The organism is Pseudooceanicola nanhaiensis DSM 18065 (assembly GCF_000688295.1).
GTDB classification, from domain to species: domain Bacteria; phylum Pseudomonadota; class Alphaproteobacteria; order Rhodobacterales; family Rhodobacteraceae; genus Pseudooceanicola; species Pseudooceanicola nanhaiensis.
The window spans coordinates 627,162-642,056 of sequence record NZ_JHZF01000011.1 but is presented as its reverse complement, the minus strand read 5'-3'; the positions used below and the strand labels follow the sequence as shown (position 1 = coordinate 642,056).

The 14,895-nt window shown below is 68.3% G+C and carries 15 protein-coding genes; 9 read left to right on the top strand and 6 right to left on the bottom strand.

The features are described from left to right. Positions 1 to 125: 125 nt before the first annotated feature. Positions 126 to 1,031 (bottom strand): DMT family transporter, encoded by a 906-nt coding sequence (locus tag Q344_RS0104040; RefSeq protein WP_028285539.1) that lies wholly within the window; start codon positions 1,029 to 1,031, stop codon positions 126 to 128. 174 nt (positions 1,032 to 1,205) lie between these two features. Here Q344_RS0104040 and ilvD point away from each other — a divergent pair, with 174 nt between their 5' ends. The 3 genes from ilvD to Q344_RS0104025 all read left to right on the top strand — a co-directional run bounded on the left by ilvD (position 1,206) and on the right by Q344_RS0104025 (position 4,209). Beyond that, the gene (gene ilvD / locus Q344_RS0104035; RefSeq protein ID WP_028285538.1) at positions 1,206 to 3,035 is read left to right on the top strand and encodes a dihydroxy-acid dehydratase; all 1,830 of its coding nucleotides are present in this window, start codon (positions 1,206 to 1,208) and stop codon (positions 3,033 to 3,035) included. A gap of 81 nt (positions 3,036 to 3,116) precedes the next feature. Beyond that, the gene (locus tag Q344_RS0104030; protein ID WP_028285537.1) at positions 3,117 to 3,443 is read left to right on the top strand and encodes a TfoX/Sxy family DNA transformation protein; all 327 of its coding nucleotides are present in this window, start codon (positions 3,117 to 3,119) and stop codon (positions 3,441 to 3,443) included. Between the two features lie 67 nt (positions 3,444 to 3,510). Further along, positions 3,511 to 4,209 carry a dimethylsulfonioproprionate lyase family protein gene (locus tag Q344_RS0104025; protein ID WP_028285536.1) on the top strand — a complete coding sequence of 233 codons (699 nt, stop codon included), beginning with the start codon at positions 3,511 to 3,513 and terminating at the stop codon, positions 4,207 to 4,209. A gap of 75 nt (positions 4,210 to 4,284) precedes the next feature. On the opposite strand, the gene Q344_RS0104020 is transcribed toward Q344_RS0104025, so the two are convergent. The 4 genes from Q344_RS0104020 to Q344_RS23065 form a co-directional block, all read right to left on the bottom strand. After that, positions 4,285 to 4,965: a nitroreductase gene (locus tag Q344_RS0104020; RefSeq protein ID WP_308423303.1), complete on the bottom strand. Its 681-nt coding sequence runs from the start codon at positions 4,963 to 4,965 to the stop codon at positions 4,285 to 4,287. Between the two features lie 132 nt (positions 4,966 to 5,097). After that, the gene (locus tag Q344_RS0104015) at positions 5,098 to 6,204 is read right to left on the bottom strand and encodes an acyl-CoA dehydrogenase family protein (RefSeq protein ID WP_028285534.1); all 1,107 of its coding nucleotides are present in this window, start codon (positions 6,202 to 6,204) and stop codon (positions 5,098 to 5,100) included. A gap of 9 nt (positions 6,205 to 6,213) precedes the next feature. Further along, positions 6,214 to 7,407, bottom strand: coding sequence for an acyl-CoA dehydrogenase family protein (locus Q344_RS0104010; RefSeq protein ID WP_028285533.1), 1,194 nt, complete (start codon positions 7,405 to 7,407; stop codon positions 6,214 to 6,216). 9 nt (positions 7,408 to 7,416) lie between these two features. Continuing rightward, a complete protein-coding gene (locus Q344_RS23065) occupies positions 7,417 to 9,081 on the bottom strand; it encodes an AMP-binding protein (RefSeq protein WP_051630257.1) in 1,665 nt (554 codons plus the stop codon). A gap of 292 nt (positions 9,082 to 9,373) precedes the next feature. On the opposite strand from Q344_RS23065, the gene Q344_RS23060 reads away from it, so the two are divergent. From Q344_RS23060 to selD, 6 genes are all read left to right on the top strand, one after another. Further along, positions 9,374 to 10,069: a 3-oxoacid CoA-transferase subunit A gene (locus Q344_RS23060; RefSeq protein WP_051630255.1), complete on the top strand. Its 696-nt coding sequence runs from the start codon at positions 9,374 to 9,376 to the stop codon at positions 10,067 to 10,069. Beyond that, positions 10,066 to 10,743, top strand: a complete 678-nt coding sequence (locus Q344_RS23055) for a 3-oxoacid CoA-transferase subunit B (RefSeq protein ID WP_051630498.1) — start codon at positions 10,066 to 10,068, stop codon at positions 10,741 to 10,743. Before Q344_RS23060 ends, Q344_RS23055 begins: the two co-directional genes overlap by 4 nt. 61 nt (positions 10,744 to 10,804) lie before the next feature. Continuing rightward, on the top strand, positions 10,805 to 11,257 hold the full coding sequence (locus Q344_RS0103990; protein ID WP_036538297.1) for a PaaI family thioesterase: 453 nt from the start codon (positions 10,805 to 10,807) through the stop codon (positions 11,255 to 11,257). A 188-nt stretch (positions 11,258 to 11,445) separates the two neighbouring features. Then, positions 11,446 to 11,937, top strand: coding sequence for a translation initiation factor IF-3 (gene infC, locus Q344_RS0103985; protein ID WP_229669130.1), 492 nt, complete (start codon positions 11,446 to 11,448; stop codon positions 11,935 to 11,937). Between the two features lie 195 nt (positions 11,938 to 12,132). After that, complete coding sequence (gene mnmH, locus Q344_RS0103980) at positions 12,133 to 13,179, top strand: tRNA 2-selenouridine(34) synthase MnmH (RefSeq protein WP_028285530.1); 1,047 nt, start codon at positions 12,133 to 12,135, stop codon at positions 13,177 to 13,179. 28 nt (positions 13,180 to 13,207) lie between these two features. Next, the gene (gene selD / locus Q344_RS0103975; protein WP_028285529.1) at positions 13,208 to 14,263 is read left to right on the top strand and encodes a selenide, water dikinase SelD; all 1,056 of its coding nucleotides are present in this window, start codon (positions 13,208 to 13,210) and stop codon (positions 14,261 to 14,263) included. A gap of 138 nt (positions 14,264 to 14,401) precedes the next feature. On the opposite strand, the gene Q344_RS0103970 is transcribed toward selD, so the two are convergent. Continuing rightward, positions 14,402 to 14,887 carry a (2Fe-2S)-binding protein gene (locus Q344_RS0103970; RefSeq protein ID WP_028285528.1) on the bottom strand — a complete coding sequence of 162 codons (486 nt, stop codon included), beginning with the start codon at positions 14,885 to 14,887 and terminating at the stop codon, positions 14,402 to 14,404. Positions 14,888 to 14,895: the final 8 nt, after the last annotated feature.

The window sequence follows — 14,895 nt, the reverse complement described above, 5'->3', positions numbered from 1 at the left end:
CACGCCAGCGAGAGCCTTGCGCGGCGCGCATGGATACCGGCCGGTTCCCGCGCTCAGGCATCACGATTCTGCCGTGGATCGTTACAGGATCTCGCGATTTCGGTGGCCGGCCGGGCGGCCCGGCATCACGGCGCAGGCCGCTCCGGCACCGGCTCCTTGCCGAGCGCGCGTTCGCGCAGCACGATGTAGATGCCGCTGGCGATGATCACCGCCGCCCCGAGGTAGGTGAAGAGATCCGGGATCTCGGCCCAGAAGACATAGCCCAGGATCGAGGCCCAGATCAGCGCCGTGTAGTCGAGCGGCGCCACCACGGCGGGGGTCGCGAAGCGGAAGGCCTGCGTCATCATCGTCATGCCGGCCGTCCCGAAGACGGCCGAACCGGCGAAGAGCCAGAGATCGTCGGGCGCGACCGGAACCCAGATGAAGGGCTGGATGAAGACGCCGATCAGGGCGCCGCTGCCGGTGAGGTAGAGCGACAGGGTCCAGACGCTTTCGCGCGGATCGACGAACCGGGCGCTGAGCAGCATGAGCGCGTAAAGGAACGCCGTCCCCAGCACCAGCAGCGCCGCCGGCTGGAACGCCTCGCCCCCCGGCCGCACCACGATCACCACGCCGAGCAGACCGACGAGCACGGCGGTCCAGCGCCGCGCGCCGACCTCCTCGCGGAAGATCAGCGCGGAGAGCGCGGTGACCAGCACGGGCGCCACGAAGATCAGCGCCGTCGCCTCGGCCAGGCCGAGGTATTTCAGGCTGGTGAAGAAGCAGAACATGCCGATGACCCAGAGCGCGCCGCGCCACAGGTGCGTCACCGGCCGGTAGGACCGCAGCGCCGCCGTGCCGCCCATCCGGAGCGTGATGAGCAGCACCACCGGCAGCGCGATGACATTGCGCAGGAAGGCGATCTGCCAGGCGGTGTAGTCCTCGGTCAGGGTCTTGGCGATGGCGTCGTTGATCGACAGGCAGAAGACCCCCGCGCACATCAGCGCGATCCCGGTCAGGTTGGCCTGCCGCATGTCTCCCGCCGCCTGCATCGTCCCGGCTCCTCTCTCCCGTTCTGGGCCCGGGTGTAACAGATGACCCCGGCGCGGCCACCCCCGAACGCCGCGCCGCCGCCGCCCATATGGGACAAGGCCGGGTTGCGACGCTTGAGGATGGTCACGGACCGCCACGGGCGTTATAGGTGCCGCCAAGACAGGAGGATTCCGATGCCCGCATATCGTTCCCGCACCACCACGCATGGCCGCAACATGGCAGGGGCCCGCGGCCTCTGGCGCGCGACCGGCATGAAGGACGGCGATTTCGGCAAGCCGATCATCGCCATCGTGAACAGCTTCACCCAGTTCGTGCCCGGCCACGTCCACCTCAAGGACCTGGGCCAGCTCGTCGCGCGCGAGGTCGAGGCCGCCGGCGGCGTGGCGAAGGAATTCAACACCATCGCGGTCGATGACGGCATCGCCATGGGCCACGACGGGATGCTCTATTCGCTCCCCTCGCGCGAGATCATCGCGGACTCGGTCGAATACATGGTCAACGCCCATTGCGCCGACGCGATGGTCTGCATCTCGAACTGCGACAAGATCACCCCCGGCATGCTGAACGCCGCGATGCGGCTCAACATCCCCGTGGTCTTCGTCTCGGGCGGCCCGATGGAGGCCGGCAAGGTCGTGCTGAACGGCAAGGAACAGGCGCTCGATCTGGTCGACGCGATGGTCTACGCGGCCGACGACAAGTACACCGACGAGGAGGTCGAACAGATCGAGCAGAATGCCTGCCCGACCTGCGGCTCCTGCTCGGGCATGTTCACCGCGAACTCGATGAACTGCCTGACCGAGGCGCTTGGCCTGTCGCTGCCCGGCAACGGCTCCACCCTCGCCACCCATGCCGACCGCAAGCGGCTCTTCGTCGAGGCAGGGCACCTGATCGTCGACCTCGCGCGGCGCTATTACGAGGGCGAGGACGCCTCGGTCCTGCCGCGCTCCATCGCGACCTTCGACGCCTTCAAGAACGCCATGTCGCTCGACATCGCCATGGGCGGGTCCACGAACACCGTGCTCCACCTGCTCGCCGCCGCGCATGAGGGCGAGGTCGATTTCACCATGTCCGACATCGACAAGCTGTCGCGCCAGGTGCCGGTGCTCTGCAAGGTCGCGCCCGCGAAGAACGACGTCCACATGGAGGACGTGCACCGCGCCGGCGGCATCATGGCGATCCTCGGAGAGCTCGACCGCGCGGGCCTGCTGAACACCTCGCTGCCGACGGTCCACGCGACGACCATGGGCGACGCGCTGGCCCAGTGGGACATCAGGCAGACCCAGTCGAACTCGGTGCATGAATTCTACGCCGCCGCCCCCGGCGGGGTGCCGACCCAGACCGCCTTCTCGCAGTCCCGACGCTACGATTCCGTGGACCTCGACCGCGAAGGCGGCGTGATCCGCGAGAAGGCCCATGCCTTCAGCCAGGACGGCGGCCTCGCGGTGCTCTACGGCAACCTCGCCGAGGACGGCTGCATCGTGAAGACGGCCGGTGTCGACGAGTCGATCCTGAAGTTCACGGGCCCGGCGCATGTCTTCGAAAGCCAGGATGACGCGGTCTCGGGCATCCTCACCGGCAAGGTGAAGGAGGGCGAGGTCGTCCTGATCCGCTACGAGGGCCCGCGCGGCGGTCCGGGGATGCAGGAGATGCTCTACCCGACCTCCTACCTCAAGTCGAAGGGGCTCGGGAAAGCCTGTGCGCTGGTCACCGACGGGCGCTTCTCGGGCGGCTCCTCGGGGCTTTCCATCGGGCATTGCTCGCCGGAAGCGGCCGAGGGCGGGACCATCGGCCTCGTCGAACAGGGCGACCTGATCGAGATCGACATCCCGAACCGCACGATCAACCTGGCCGTGGACGACGCCACCCTTGCCGCCCGCCGCGAGGCGCAGGAGGAGAAGGGCTGGAAACCGGCGAAACCGCGCAAGCGCAAGATCACCGGCGCGCTGCGGGCCTATGCGGCGCTGACCACCTCGGCCTCCAAGGGCGCCGTGCGCCAGATCTGATGCAGGCCGCGGCCGGATCCCTGCCCTCCCCCTCGCGCGGGACCGTCGGGACCCGGCCGCGCGCGCAACCGCGGTAGCGCCATGGCGAGCCCGGTGTCCTCCATCCCCAACCTCGGCCCCGCCGCGGACCGCGACTACGCCAGGGCCGGGATCACCAGCGCGGAAGAGCTGCGCGCGCTCGGCGCCGACACCGCCTATCTCGCCGCGCTGAAGGCGGGCTGCCAGCCGCATTTCATCGGCTTCTACGCCCTTGTGATGGGCCTGCAGGGCCGCCCATGGCACGATTGCTCAGCCGAGGAGAAGGCCGCCCTCCGCCCCCGCTTCGATGCGCTGAAGGCACAGGCGCGGCGCGACGCCGGGATGGAGGCGATCCTTGACGCAATCGGCACCGGAGACCGTCGCGGATGAGCGACCGCCCGGCGCCGAATCCGTGAAGAGCTCGGCAGAGGTCTCTCCGAACCCGCAGGTGCCGCCCATGACCGACGACAACGCCGAAGCCCCCCGCCTCCGCCTGATGGACCGGCCCGACTGGCTCTACCTCCTGCGCGAGTTCGAGGCGCTCTACCGCCACGGATCTGCCGGCGGCTCCAGACCGATCCGAAGCCACCGCAAGCGGGTGCGCGACACCCTCTCGGCCATCCTCGACACGAACCCCGAGCTCGCCCTGCGCGCGCCGCAGGTGAAGCCCGTCACCGCGCACCTGAACCGGGCGCTCGACCGGGCCGAAAGCGGCGCGGTCTCGGGCCTCGCCCGGGCGCTGTCGCGCGTCGCGGACGGGCTGACATGGGAATGGGGCTACGAGAAGGTGCCGAAGGCGCTGGCGCAGAAATACGGCTATTGCGAGATCCTCGGCCCGCGCGGCCCGGTGAAGGCCGAGAAGCTGATCCTCGGCTTCGTCCTCTTCGCGCCCCGCACGACCTATCCGCAGCATTCCCACAAGGAGATCGAGGAAAGCTACATCTCCGTCTCCGGCGCCTGGTCCGAGAACGAGGTCGCGGTGCATGCTCCCGGCTCGCTGATCCTCAACCGCCCCGGGGACGAGCACCGGATCACCACGGCCGAACTCGAACCCTGCCTGCTGGCCTATGCCTGGGTCGGGGCCGAGGCCTCGCTGGCTGCGCCGGGGATGAGGCTCACGGCGACGCGGAAGTCGCGGATGGCGAAGGGGATCTAGGCCCCCCGCAGCCCCGGGACAGTCCCGGTCGGAGGACGCAGGCGGCCGCGGAGGCCCGGCCACCTCCCGCGCCGGTCACTCGAACCCCTGGAAGGTCGCCACCTCGGACACCTCCCGGCGCAGCGAACGCACGGCGTTCGCCTCGAACCCGTGGTCGGGCCAGCCGAGCGCGACACAGGTGAGGATCACCTCGTCCTCGGGGATCTCCGCGTGCTCCCGCACCACGGGCGATTGCATGATCCCCTGCCCGTTGATCACCGCGCCCAGGCCCCGGCTCCAGGCCGCCAGCACCAGCCCGTAGACCGCCGCGCCCGCGTCGAAGATCGCCACCGGCCCGTGCTCGTCGAGCGCCCGGTCATAGGTCACCACCACCGAGACCGGGGCGTCGAACTGGCGGAAGCCGCGCATCACCCAGTCCTGCCGTGCCTCCGCATCATGCCGCTCGATCCCCATGGCCGCGAAGAGCTGCTTGGCGATCTCGACCTGCCGGTCGCGATGAATGCCCTCGTATTTCCCGTGCGCGGGTATCTCGCGCGACGGCGGCACCCCGCCCAGCATCCGCTCGGTGTTGCCCGCGCGCACCTTCTCCAGCACATCGCCCGTCAGCACATGCATGTGCCAGGGCTGCGTGTTCATCGAGGACGGCGCACGGATCGCCAGCGAGATGATCTCTTCCAGAACCTCCCGGGCCACGGGCTCGTCCGTGAACCCCCGGATACTCCGCCTGTCCAGCATCGCCTGATCGAGCTGCATCATCGCCTCACCTTCCCTTCCGCGCAGGGTCCCCTGCTTCCTCTTGCCGAAAATATCCTCGGGGGGTGAATTGGCCGCAGGCCAAGAGGGGGGCGGAAAGCCCCCCTTCCCCCGCTCACCGCAGGTGCCGCCGCCTCAGGCGGCGAGACCACCCGCCTCGCACAGCCGGTCCATGTGGAAATCCCGGTCGCCCCAGAGGATCTCCAGCATGGTCAGCCGCTTGAAGTAATGCCCGATGGAATATTCCATCGTCATCCCGACCCCGCCATGCAGCTGGATCGACATCTGCCCCACGAAGCGCGCGGCGTCGCACATCTTCACCTTGGCCGTGGACAAGGCGAGGTCGCGCGTCTCCGCGTCCCCCTCGTCGCACATGAGGGCGGCATACATCGCCATGGACTTCACCTGCTCCTTCTCCACCACGGCCTGGGCCGCGATGTGCTGGAGCGCCTGGAACGTCCCGATGGGCCGGCCGAACTGCTCGCGGCCCTTGATGTACTCGACCGTCAGCTCGATGGCCTTCTCCATGATCCCGAGCGCCTCGCCGATCGAGGCCGCGAGTCCGCGCGCCTCGGCGGCGGCAATCGCCTCCGCCGCCGGAATGCCACCCTCGAGCTTCTCCGCGGGCGTTCCGTCGAAGGTCAGCTCCGCCGCCCGGCCCTCGTCCTGGGTGCGGTAGCCGCGGGCCTCGAGCCCCTCGGCGCCCTTGCGGACCACGTAGAGACCGGTCTCGCCCGCGTCGTCCACGGCCGAGACGAAGATCACGTCGGCCTCGGCTCCGAAGGACACCACCGTCTTGGCGCCCGAGAGCTTGCCGTCGCGCGCCGTCGTCTTCATCTTTTCGTCGCGCTCGATCATGCCGGTCTCGCGATGCGCCCATGTCGGCACCGCCTCGCCCGAGATGATGCCCTCGGCGATCGCCGCCCGCTGCTCGGAGGACGCGGCCTGCAGGAGCGCCGGGACGATGGCGATGGCCTCGGTCCAGGGCTCGACGGCGATGGCGCCGCCCATGGCCTCGGCCACCAGCATGGTCTCGGTGGGCGTGCCCCCGATGCCGCCTTCGTCTTCGGGATAGGGCAGCGCGAAAAGGCCCATCTCGGCATAGCCCTGCCAGATCCTGCGGTCGAAGCCCTCGGCCGTGGCGATGTATTTCTTCCGCTTCTCGAAATCGTATCGGTCGGCCAGGAAACGCGAGAGGCTGTCGGACAGCATCCGCTGTTCGTCGTTCAGTTCGAAGTTCATGATATTACCTCAGAGCCCAAGGATCGCCTTGGAGATGATCCCCTTCTGCACCTGGTCGGACCCGCCGTAGATGCTCGACTTGCGCATGTTGAAATAGTTGGGCGCCGCGCGGATCGTCCAGTCGGGACCGACCTGCGCGTTGTCGCCCTCGTCGTCGAGCCACGGCACCGATTGCTCGCCCGCCGCCTCGACGTAGAGCTCGGTCAGCCGCTGCACCATCTGCGCGCCCTTGATCTTGATCACGCTCGTCGCCGGGTCGGGCTTCGACTGGTCGGCCCCGCTCTCGATGCCCGAGAGCACCCGCATCACGGTCATCTCCAGCGCCTTCAGCTCGATCTGCGCCTCGACGAACTTGTCGCGGAAGCGGGGATGATCCCAGAGCGGCCGGCCCCGGACGATCCGGTTCTTGGCGATCTCCTTCAGCTCCTGGAGCTTGGCCTGGGAGGCGCCGACCCGCGGCGCACCGAGCCGCTCGTTGCCGAGCAGGAACTTGGCATAGGTCCAGCCCTTGTTGACCTCGCCGATCATGTTCTCGGCCGGGACCTTCACGTCGGTGAAGAAGACCGAGTTGATCTCGTGCCCGCCGTCCATGGTCTGGATCGGATGCACCTCCACGCCCGGAGACTTCATGTCGATCAGCAGGAACGAGATGCCCTCCTGCTTCTTGCCCTCGTTCGAGGTCCGCACCAGCGCGAAAATCCAGTCGGCATGCTGGGCGAGCGTGGTCCAGGTCTTCTGGCCGTTGACGATCCAGTGATCGCCATCCTTCTCGGCCCGCGTCTTCAGGCTGGCCAGATCGGAACCGGCCCCCGGTTCGGAGAAACCCTGGCACCACCAGTCGTCGATGTTCGCGATCCGCGGCAGGAAGCGCTTCTTCTGCTCCTCGTTGCCGAACTGGATGATGACCGGGCCCACCATGTTGACGCCGAAACCCAGCGGATCGGGCGCCGGGGCGCGCTGGTTCTCCTGCTGGAAGATGTATTGCTGGGTCACGGTCCAGCCCGGGCCGCCCCATTCGGCGGGCCAGCGCGGCGTCGCCCAGCCCTTCTTGTTGAGCGTCCGCTGCCATTCGATCGTCATCTCCTTGGTGGGGGCGTTCCCCAGCTTGAGATGTTGGCGCGTCGCGTCAGGCAGGTTGGCGTCGATGAAGTCGCGCACTTCCTGACGGAAGGCCTCCTCCTCGGGTGTGAATTTGAGTTCCATGGTTCCTCCTCAGGCCTCTGCGGCTTCCCTTCTGGCCCGTTCCTCGTCCTTGAGCATCTTGCGGGAGGCTTTTCCCACGGATGTGCGGGGCAGCTCCGTCCGGAACTCGAGGAAGCGCGGCATCTCGTGGCGGCCCAGCTTGTCGGCGAGGAAACCCTGCAACTCCTCCAGGGTAAATTCCCGGGCGCCCTTATTCAGGCATACGAAAGCTTTCGCGCTTTCCCCGCGGTAATCGTCCGGCACGCCGATGACCAGCGCCTCGGCCACGTCCGGATGCTGGTGAATCGCATTCTCGATGGTGAGCGGATAGACGTTGAACCCGCCCGAGAGGATCAGGTCCTTCTTGCGGTCGACGATGTAGAACCAGCCGTCCTCGTCCATGTAGCCGATGTCGCCCGTCAGCAGCCAGCCGTCGACGAAGGCGTTCTCGGTCTCCTCGGGCTTGTTCCAGTAGCCGACCGTCACGGCGGGGGCCTTGATGATCATCTCGCCCGTCTCGTTCGGACCCAGCCGTATCGTCGGATCCTCCATGTCGACGATGGCCATCTGCACGCCGGTCAGCGGGATGCCGATCGTGCCGAGCTTCTCGTCGGGCATCCCCTTCGGCACGGAGGTCCCGTTCGAGGCCGTCTCGGTCATCCCCCAGCCTCCGCGCAATTGCAGGCCGGTGAGCTGGCGGATGCGGTTGTAGACCTCCTTCGGCAGGGGCGCGCCGCCCGAGCCGATGAACTGGAGGCTCGAGAGGTTCCGCTTCTCGATGTTCGGAAGCTGCATGATCGCGATCCACGAGGTCGGGACCCCGCCGCAGGAGACGATCCCGTGCTTCTCGATGTCATCCACCACCGAGGCCGCGTCGAAACGCAGGCGGAGGTGCATCTTGCCGCCCTCCATCGTCCGCTTCAGCATGCCCGAGGTCAGGCCCATGATGTGGAAGAGCGGGGCAAAGAGCATCCCGGGCATGCCCGGTTCTCCCGTGGGCTCCCCCTCCGAGCCGTAATTGTAGGTCTGGACCGAGGCCGAGATGTTGCCGTGGGTCAGGATCGCCGCTTTCGGCACGCCGGTCGTCCCCCCGGTGAACTGCAGGAGCGCCACCTCGTCCGTCCGCATGACCGGCGGATCGTAGGGCGCGCCTTCGTGACCGGCGATCAGCTCCTCGACCGCGTGCATCCCGTCCGGCACGGGACAGGGCCGGCCCTGCGCCGACACCGGATCGGGGCAGAGGTAGACCGGCGGGAAATCCGCCTGCCGCACGAGGCGGGCGAAGCGTCCGGCGAATTCCGGCGTGGTGAGCGAGATCACCATCTTCGCGTCCACGTCGCGGACCTTGTGGGCGATCTCCTGTTCCGCGTCGAGCGGGGAGAGATGCGTCACCGCCGCCCCCGCCGTCAGCACGCCGAAGAAGAAGATCGGATGCCAGGGCGAATTCGGCAGGTGCAGCGCCACCCGGTCGCCGCGCCGGATGCCCGCGGCCTTGAGCCCGGCCGCCACCTGCGCGGCCTTGTCCCGGACCTGCGCATAGGTCAGCTCCTGGCCGTAATATTCGAACTGCACGAGGTCGGCGTGCGCCTCGAACGTCCGCTTGAGCATCGTGTTCACACAGATGTCCTCGGGCACGTAGAAGGGGTCCTTTCCTTCCGTGTACCATTTCGCCCAGACCGGCGTTTCGCGCGTCATGCTGTCCTCCCTAGCAACCTGCCGCCCCGCGGCGCCCGGACCCTCCCGTCCGGCGCCCGAGGCCCGTCCTCGTCCACGAGTATGAAAACCGGAGTCCCGCCACCCGATTGGATGGTGACCCCTCATGTGGACATGACTATGCTCCTCCGCATTGCAAAAATCGCCCGCCATTCCGCGTTGCGGAAATGTGTTTCGCGATTTAGCACAGGCTATGAAGCCCGGCTTCGCGCGTCAATACGCATGACTTCGCGCAGGACGGGCAGGACAGCGGCAGATTGCAGGAGGAGTTTCCATGCTGGACAGGCGGTGCAAGAGCATCGAGGAGGCCATGGCCGGGATCGAGGACGGCGCGACCGTCATGATTTCGGGCTTCGGCGAGGCCGGGCGGCCGAACTACCTCATCAAGTGCCTGATGGACACCGGGGTGAAGGATCTCACCCTGGTCTCGAACAACGCGGGCGCGGGCTACGAGGGGCTGGCCATGCTGCTCCGGCGCGAAATGGTGAAGAAGCTCGTCTGCTCCTTCCCGCGCGGCGCCATGGGCGACGAGGTGCAGCGGCTCATCAAGGAGCACGGGCTGGTCATCGAGGTGAACCCGCAGGGCACCCTGGCCGAGCGCATCCGCGCGGCCGGCTGCGGCATCCCGGCCTTCTTCACGCCGACGGCCTATGGCACGGCGCTGGCCGAGGGCAAGGAGACCCGCGAGATCGACGGCAAGGGCTGCGTGCTCGAAACCGCGCTGCAGGCAGATTTCGCACTCGTGAAAGCGCACAAGGCGGACCGGTGGGGCAACCTCACCTATCTCAACCTCGCCCGCAACTTCTCGCCCCTCATGGCGATGGCCGCGAAGACCACCATCGTCGAGGCGGACGAGATCGTCGAACTGGGCCAGCTCGAGCCCAACACAATCGTCACGCCGGGCATCTGCGTCGATCGCCTGGTGCTCACCCGCCCCGTGGCGGACCATGAATGGGGAGCCGCCGCATGACACCGCTCAGCCGCGAAGCCATCGCCGCCCGCCTCGCCCAGGACATCGAGGAAGGCTGGCACGTGAACCTCGGCATCGGCATGCCCGAGGGCGTCGCCAACTTCCTGCCCGAGGGGCGCGACATCCTGCTGCATTCCGAGAACGGCATCCTCGGCATGGGGCCGACCCCGCCCGAGGGCCAGGAGGATCCGACGCTGGTGAACGCCGGCAAGAAGCCCATCACCATGCTGCAGGGCGCCTCGATCTTCGACCATGCCATGAGCTTCGGCCTCGTCCGCGGCGGGCACCTCCAGCTCTGCGTGCTGGGCGGCTACCAGGTGGCGCAGAACGGCGATCTGGCGAACTGGAGCCGGGACCACGGCGATCCGATCGCCTCGGTCGGCGGCGCGATGGACCTCGCCGTCGGCGCGCAGCGCATCTGGGTGATGATGCAGCACAATTCCAAGGACGGCGCGCCGCGCATCCTCGAGAACTGCACCTTCCCGCTGACCGGCTCGGGCTGCGTCAAGCGGGTCTACACCGACCTCGCGGTGATCGAGGTCACGCCCGAGGGCTTCCTCGTGACCGAGATGATCGACGGCATGACCCCCGAGGAGCTTCAGAACCGTTCGGCCGCACCGCTGCGCTTCGCAGAGGGCTGCGGCGTGATGCCGGACATGACCCGGGCGGCCTGACCCGGGACCCGGACCAGGGGGGCGCGTCCGGCGGGCGCGCCCCTTCGCATGAGGAGAGAGAATGGACGACGCGACACCCGATGCCGACACCGGCATGTACAAGCTGGGCGGCTTCAACACGATGCTCGGCCTGCGGTTCATCGAGCGCAGCGAGGGCCACCTGAAGGCCGATCTCGAGCTGCGCGCCGAACACATGAACAAGGCCGGCTTCACCCATGGCGGGGTCTATGCCGCGGTGCTCGACAGCTGCTCGACCGGTGCGGGCCTCTACTGCCCCTACCCGGGGCGCATCCGCAAGGGCTCCACCCTCTCGCTCACGGTGAACTACGTCGGCATGTCGCGCGGCGGCAGGCTCCACATCGAGGCCAATGTCACCCGGTCCGGCCGCACGATCTATTCCGTCGCCGCCGAGGTGCGCGACGACGAGGGCAACCTCTGCGCCCATTCCGTCGGCACCTTCAAGTACATGCGCGGCAGCGAGGCGCCCGAGGGCGTGCCGGTCGATCCCGAGTGAACGCCTTGCCGGAGAGGCGGAATTTCCGCGGGCAGGCTCTGCCGTAAATGCAGAACCGCACCGATTGCGCTTGAAAGAAACGGGGCACGGCACTACCTTGCCGCCTCACTATTCTGCACCATCGAAGGAGTGATAAACTGGCTCGCAGACCCCATAACGCGCCGCCTACCCGTGATACCGGACCCCGCGTGAACGACAAGATCCGTGCCCCCGAAGTTCGCCTGATCGGCGCCGAGGGTGAAAACGTCGGCGTCGTGACGCCCGCCCGGGCCATGCAGATCGCAGAGGAAGCGGGGCTGGACCTCGTCGAGATCTCTCCGAACGCGACCCCGCCCGTCTGCAAGGTGATGGACTTCGGCAAGTTCAAGTACGAGACGCAGAAACGCGAATCCGAAGCCAGGAAGAAACAGAAGATCATCGAGGTGAAGGAGGTGAAGTTCCGCCCCAACACCGACGTGCACGATTACGACGTGAAGATGCGCAACGTGGTCCGCTTCCTGGAAGCCGGCGACAAGGTGAAGGTCACCCTGCGCTTCCGCGGCCGTGAGATGGCCCACCAGAACCTTGGCCGCGAACTGCTCGAGCGGGTCGCCGAGGACGTCAAGGAAATCGGCAAGGTCGAGAACATGCCGAAGATGGAAGGCCGCCAGATGGTCATGATGATCGGGCCGGTCAAATGACCCGCGCTCCCGGCCTTTGCTGGCGCAAACGCCTGCCGCTCTCGCAGCGCGCGGCGGGGCCGGAGGGTGTTTGCAGGGCAGACACCGGCGAAGGCCGCCAGATGGTCATGATGATCGGGCCGGTCAAATGACCGGCACCGGGCCGGCGAAGTGACACGGCGACCGGCGCTTCGGCGCCGGGCCGGGACGGCCTGAATGCCCGTCACCCTGACCTCCGTTTCAGACCTGGCGTCGCAGGGCTTCGATGACATCATCGACGTCCGCGCCCCGTCGGAATTCGCCGACGACCACCTGCCGGGAGCGATCTCGCTCCCGGTGCTGGACGACGACGAGCGTGCCCGCGTCGGCACGATCTACAAGCAGGTCTCGCCCTTCGACGCCCGCAAGCTCGGCGCGGCCCTCGTGGCCGCCAATGCCGCCCGCCACATCGCCGGTCCGCTGGCCGACCGCCAGGGCGGCTGGCGCCCGCTGGTCTATTGCTGGCGCGGCGGCCAGCGTTCGGGATCCTTCGCGACGATCCTCTCCCAGATCGGCTGGCGGGTCGAAACCCTGCAGGGCGGCTACAAGTCCTGGCGCAGGCTGGTCCTGGCCGAGGTCTCCGAGGGCGCCTTCCCCTGCCCCGTCGTCGTGCTCGACGGCAACACCGGCTCCGCCAAGACCGAGATCCTGAACCTCCTCGCCGCCCGCGGCGTCCAGGTGATCGACCTCGAGGGTCTCGCCCGTCACCGCGGCTCCCTCTTCGGCGCCATGGGCGACCAGCCGGGCCAGCGCGCCTTCGAATCCCGCCTCGCGGTCGAGATCGCCGCCCTCGACCCGGCCCGCCCCGTGGTGCTTGAGGCCGAGAGCGCCAAGGTCGGCGAATGCATCGTCCCGCCGCGCCTCTGGAAGGCGATGCAGCGCGCCCCCCGGATCGCGCTCTGCGTCCCGCGCCCCGAGCGCGCGGCCTATCTCACCCGCGCCTATGCCGACATCATCGCCGATCCCGCCCGCCTGATCGCCACGCTCGAGGCGCTGCGGCCGTTCCAGCCCGGCGCGCTGGTCGACGCCTGGGAGGAGATGGCCCGCGCCGGCGCCTTCACCGCCCTCGCCGACGGGCTCATGGAGGCCCATTACGACCCCCGCTACGAGAAGCACCGCCGCCGCGCGGATGTCCCCGTGACCCCGCTGGAGGCCCCGAGCCTCGCCCCCGACGCCCTGCCGCAGATCGCCGACCGGCTGGCCGGGATGATCGCCACGCGCTAGATCCGGATCGACAGAAGGAGCCCTCCCCATGCCCGACACCTCGACCGCCCGGGAACCCCGCCTCACCAGCCTCAGCCACGGCGGCGGCTGCGGCTGCAAGATCGCGCCCGGCGTCCTCTCGGGCCTCCTGCGCGGCACGAAGGCGCTGCCTGTCCCCGAGGAGCTGCTGGTCGGGATCGAGACCTCGGACGACGCCGCCGTCTACAGGATCAACGACCGCCAGGCGCTGGTGGCCACCACCGACTTCTTCATGCCCATCGTCGATGACCCGGAGCATTTCGGCCGCATCGCCGCGACCAACGCGATCTCCGACGTCTACGCCATGGGCGCCACGCCGATCTTCGCCCTCGCCGTCGTCGGGATGCCGATCGACGTCCTCTCGCCCGAGACCATCGGCAAAATCCTCGAAGGCGGCGCCGGCGCCTGCCGCGACGCGGGGATCCCGATCGCCGGCGGCCACACCATCGATTCGGTCGAGGCGATCTACGGCCTCGTCGCCATCGGCCTGATGGAGATCGACGCGCTCAAGCGCAACGCGGGCGCGGAGCCGGGCGACGTGCTGATCCTCGGCAAGCCCCTCGGCGTCGGCATCATGTCGGCGGCACTGAAGAAGGGCACCCTTTCGGACGAGGGCTACGCCGAGATGGTCGCCACCATGACCCGCCTCAACACCCCCGGCCCCGACCTCGCCCGCATCGAGGGCGTGCACGCCATGACCGACGTCACCGGCTTCGGCCTCGGCGGCCACGCGCTCGAGATGGCCCGCGGCGCCAACGCCCGGCTCGAGATCGACTGGGCCTCGGTCCCCGTGCTCGCCGAGGCCCGGAGCCTCGCGGACGAGGGCATTGCCACCGGCGCCTCGGGCCGCAACTGGGCCAGCTACAGCGACGGCGTCACCCTCGACACGCTCTCCGGGCCCGACCGCAACCTCGTCACCGATCCCCAGACCAGCGGTGGCCTGCTCGTCTCCTGCGCGCCTGACGCCGTCGAGACGGTCCTCACCTGCTTCCGGGCGCATGGGTTCGACCACGCCACGACCATCGGCCGCGTCACCGACGGACCGGCCGGCGTCACGCTGGCCTGACGCAGGACCGGACCCGGGGTCCCCGGCTTCCTCTTGCCGAAAATATCCTCGGGGGATGAATTGGCCGCAGGCCAAGAGGGGGGCAGACAGCCCCCCTTTTTCGTCGCCGGTCGCCCCGCGACCGGCCGACGGGTCGCGCTAGTCCGCCGGCGTCAGGTCCGACACGTCCTGCCCGGAGGCCGCCATGATCGCCTTGACGATGTTGTGGTAGCCCGTGCAGCGGCAGATATTGCCATGCAGATGCTCGCGGATCTCCGTCTCCGAGGGCTTCGCATTCACCTTCAGCAGCGATTCCGCCGCCATGATCATGCCGGGCGTGCAGAAGCCGCATTGCAGCCCGTGGTGCTCCTGGAAGGCCTGCTGCACGACAGAGAGCTCCTCGCCCTTCGCCACGCCTTCGATGGTCACCACCTCGGCCCCGTCCGCCTCGCCCGCGAACATGGTGCAGGCCTTCACCTGCAGCCCGTCCACATGCACCGTGCAGGCGCCGCATTGCGAGGTGTCGCAGCCGACATGGGTCCCGGTGAGCCCGAGGTTTTCGCGCAGGAACTCGACCAGAAGCGTCCGGCCCTCGACCTCGCCGCTCTTCGTCTCGCCGTTCACCTTCATGCTGATCTGGGGCATGCCTGGAC

What these genes read in the sequence shown, in the direction of transcription:
- Q344_RS0104040 (WP_028285539.1), bottom strand. Translation starts at nt 1,031, where the DNA reads ATGCAGGCGGCGGGAGACATGCGGCAGGCCAACCTGACCGGGATCGCG.
- ilvD (WP_028285538.1), top strand. Translation starts at nt 1,206, where the DNA reads ATGCCCGCATATCGTTCCCGCACCACCACGCATGGCCGCAACATGGCA.
- Q344_RS0104030 (WP_028285537.1), top strand. Translation starts at nt 3,117, where the DNA reads ATGGCGAGCCCGGTGTCCTCCATCCCCAACCTCGGCCCCGCCGCGGAC.
- Q344_RS0104025 (WP_028285536.1), top strand. Translation starts at nt 3,511, where the DNA reads ATGACCGACGACAACGCCGAAGCCCCCCGCCTCCGCCTGATGGACCGG.
- Q344_RS0104020 (WP_308423303.1), bottom strand. Translation starts at nt 4,965, where the DNA reads ATGATGCAGCTCGATCAGGCGATGCTGGACAGGCGGAGTATCCGGGGG.
- Q344_RS0104015 (WP_028285534.1), bottom strand. Translation starts at nt 6,204, where the DNA reads ATGAACTTCGAACTGAACGACGAACAGCGGATGCTGTCCGACAGCCTC.
- Q344_RS0104010 (WP_028285533.1), bottom strand. Translation starts at nt 7,407, where the DNA reads ATGGAACTCAAATTCACACCCGAGGAGGAGGCCTTCCGTCAGGAAGTG.
- Q344_RS23065 (WP_051630257.1), bottom strand. Translation starts at nt 9,081, where the DNA reads ATGACGCGCGAAACGCCGGTCTGGGCGAAATGGTACACGGAAGGAAAG.
- Q344_RS23060 (WP_051630255.1), top strand. Translation starts at nt 9,374, where the DNA reads ATGCTGGACAGGCGGTGCAAGAGCATCGAGGAGGCCATGGCCGGGATC.
- Q344_RS23055 (WP_051630498.1), top strand. Translation starts at nt 10,066, where the DNA reads ATGACACCGCTCAGCCGCGAAGCCATCGCCGCCCGCCTCGCCCAGGAC.
- Q344_RS0103990 (WP_036538297.1), top strand. Translation starts at nt 10,805, where the DNA reads ATGGACGACGCGACACCCGATGCCGACACCGGCATGTACAAGCTGGGC.
- mnmH (WP_028285530.1), top strand. Translation starts at nt 12,133, where the DNA reads ATGCCCGTCACCCTGACCTCCGTTTCAGACCTGGCGTCGCAGGGCTTC.
- selD (WP_028285529.1), top strand. Translation starts at nt 13,208, where the DNA reads ATGCCCGACACCTCGACCGCCCGGGAACCCCGCCTCACCAGCCTCAGC.
- Q344_RS0103970 (WP_028285528.1), bottom strand. Translation starts at nt 14,887, where the DNA reads ATGCCCCAGATCAGCATGAAGGTGAACGGCGAGACGAAGAGCGGCGAG.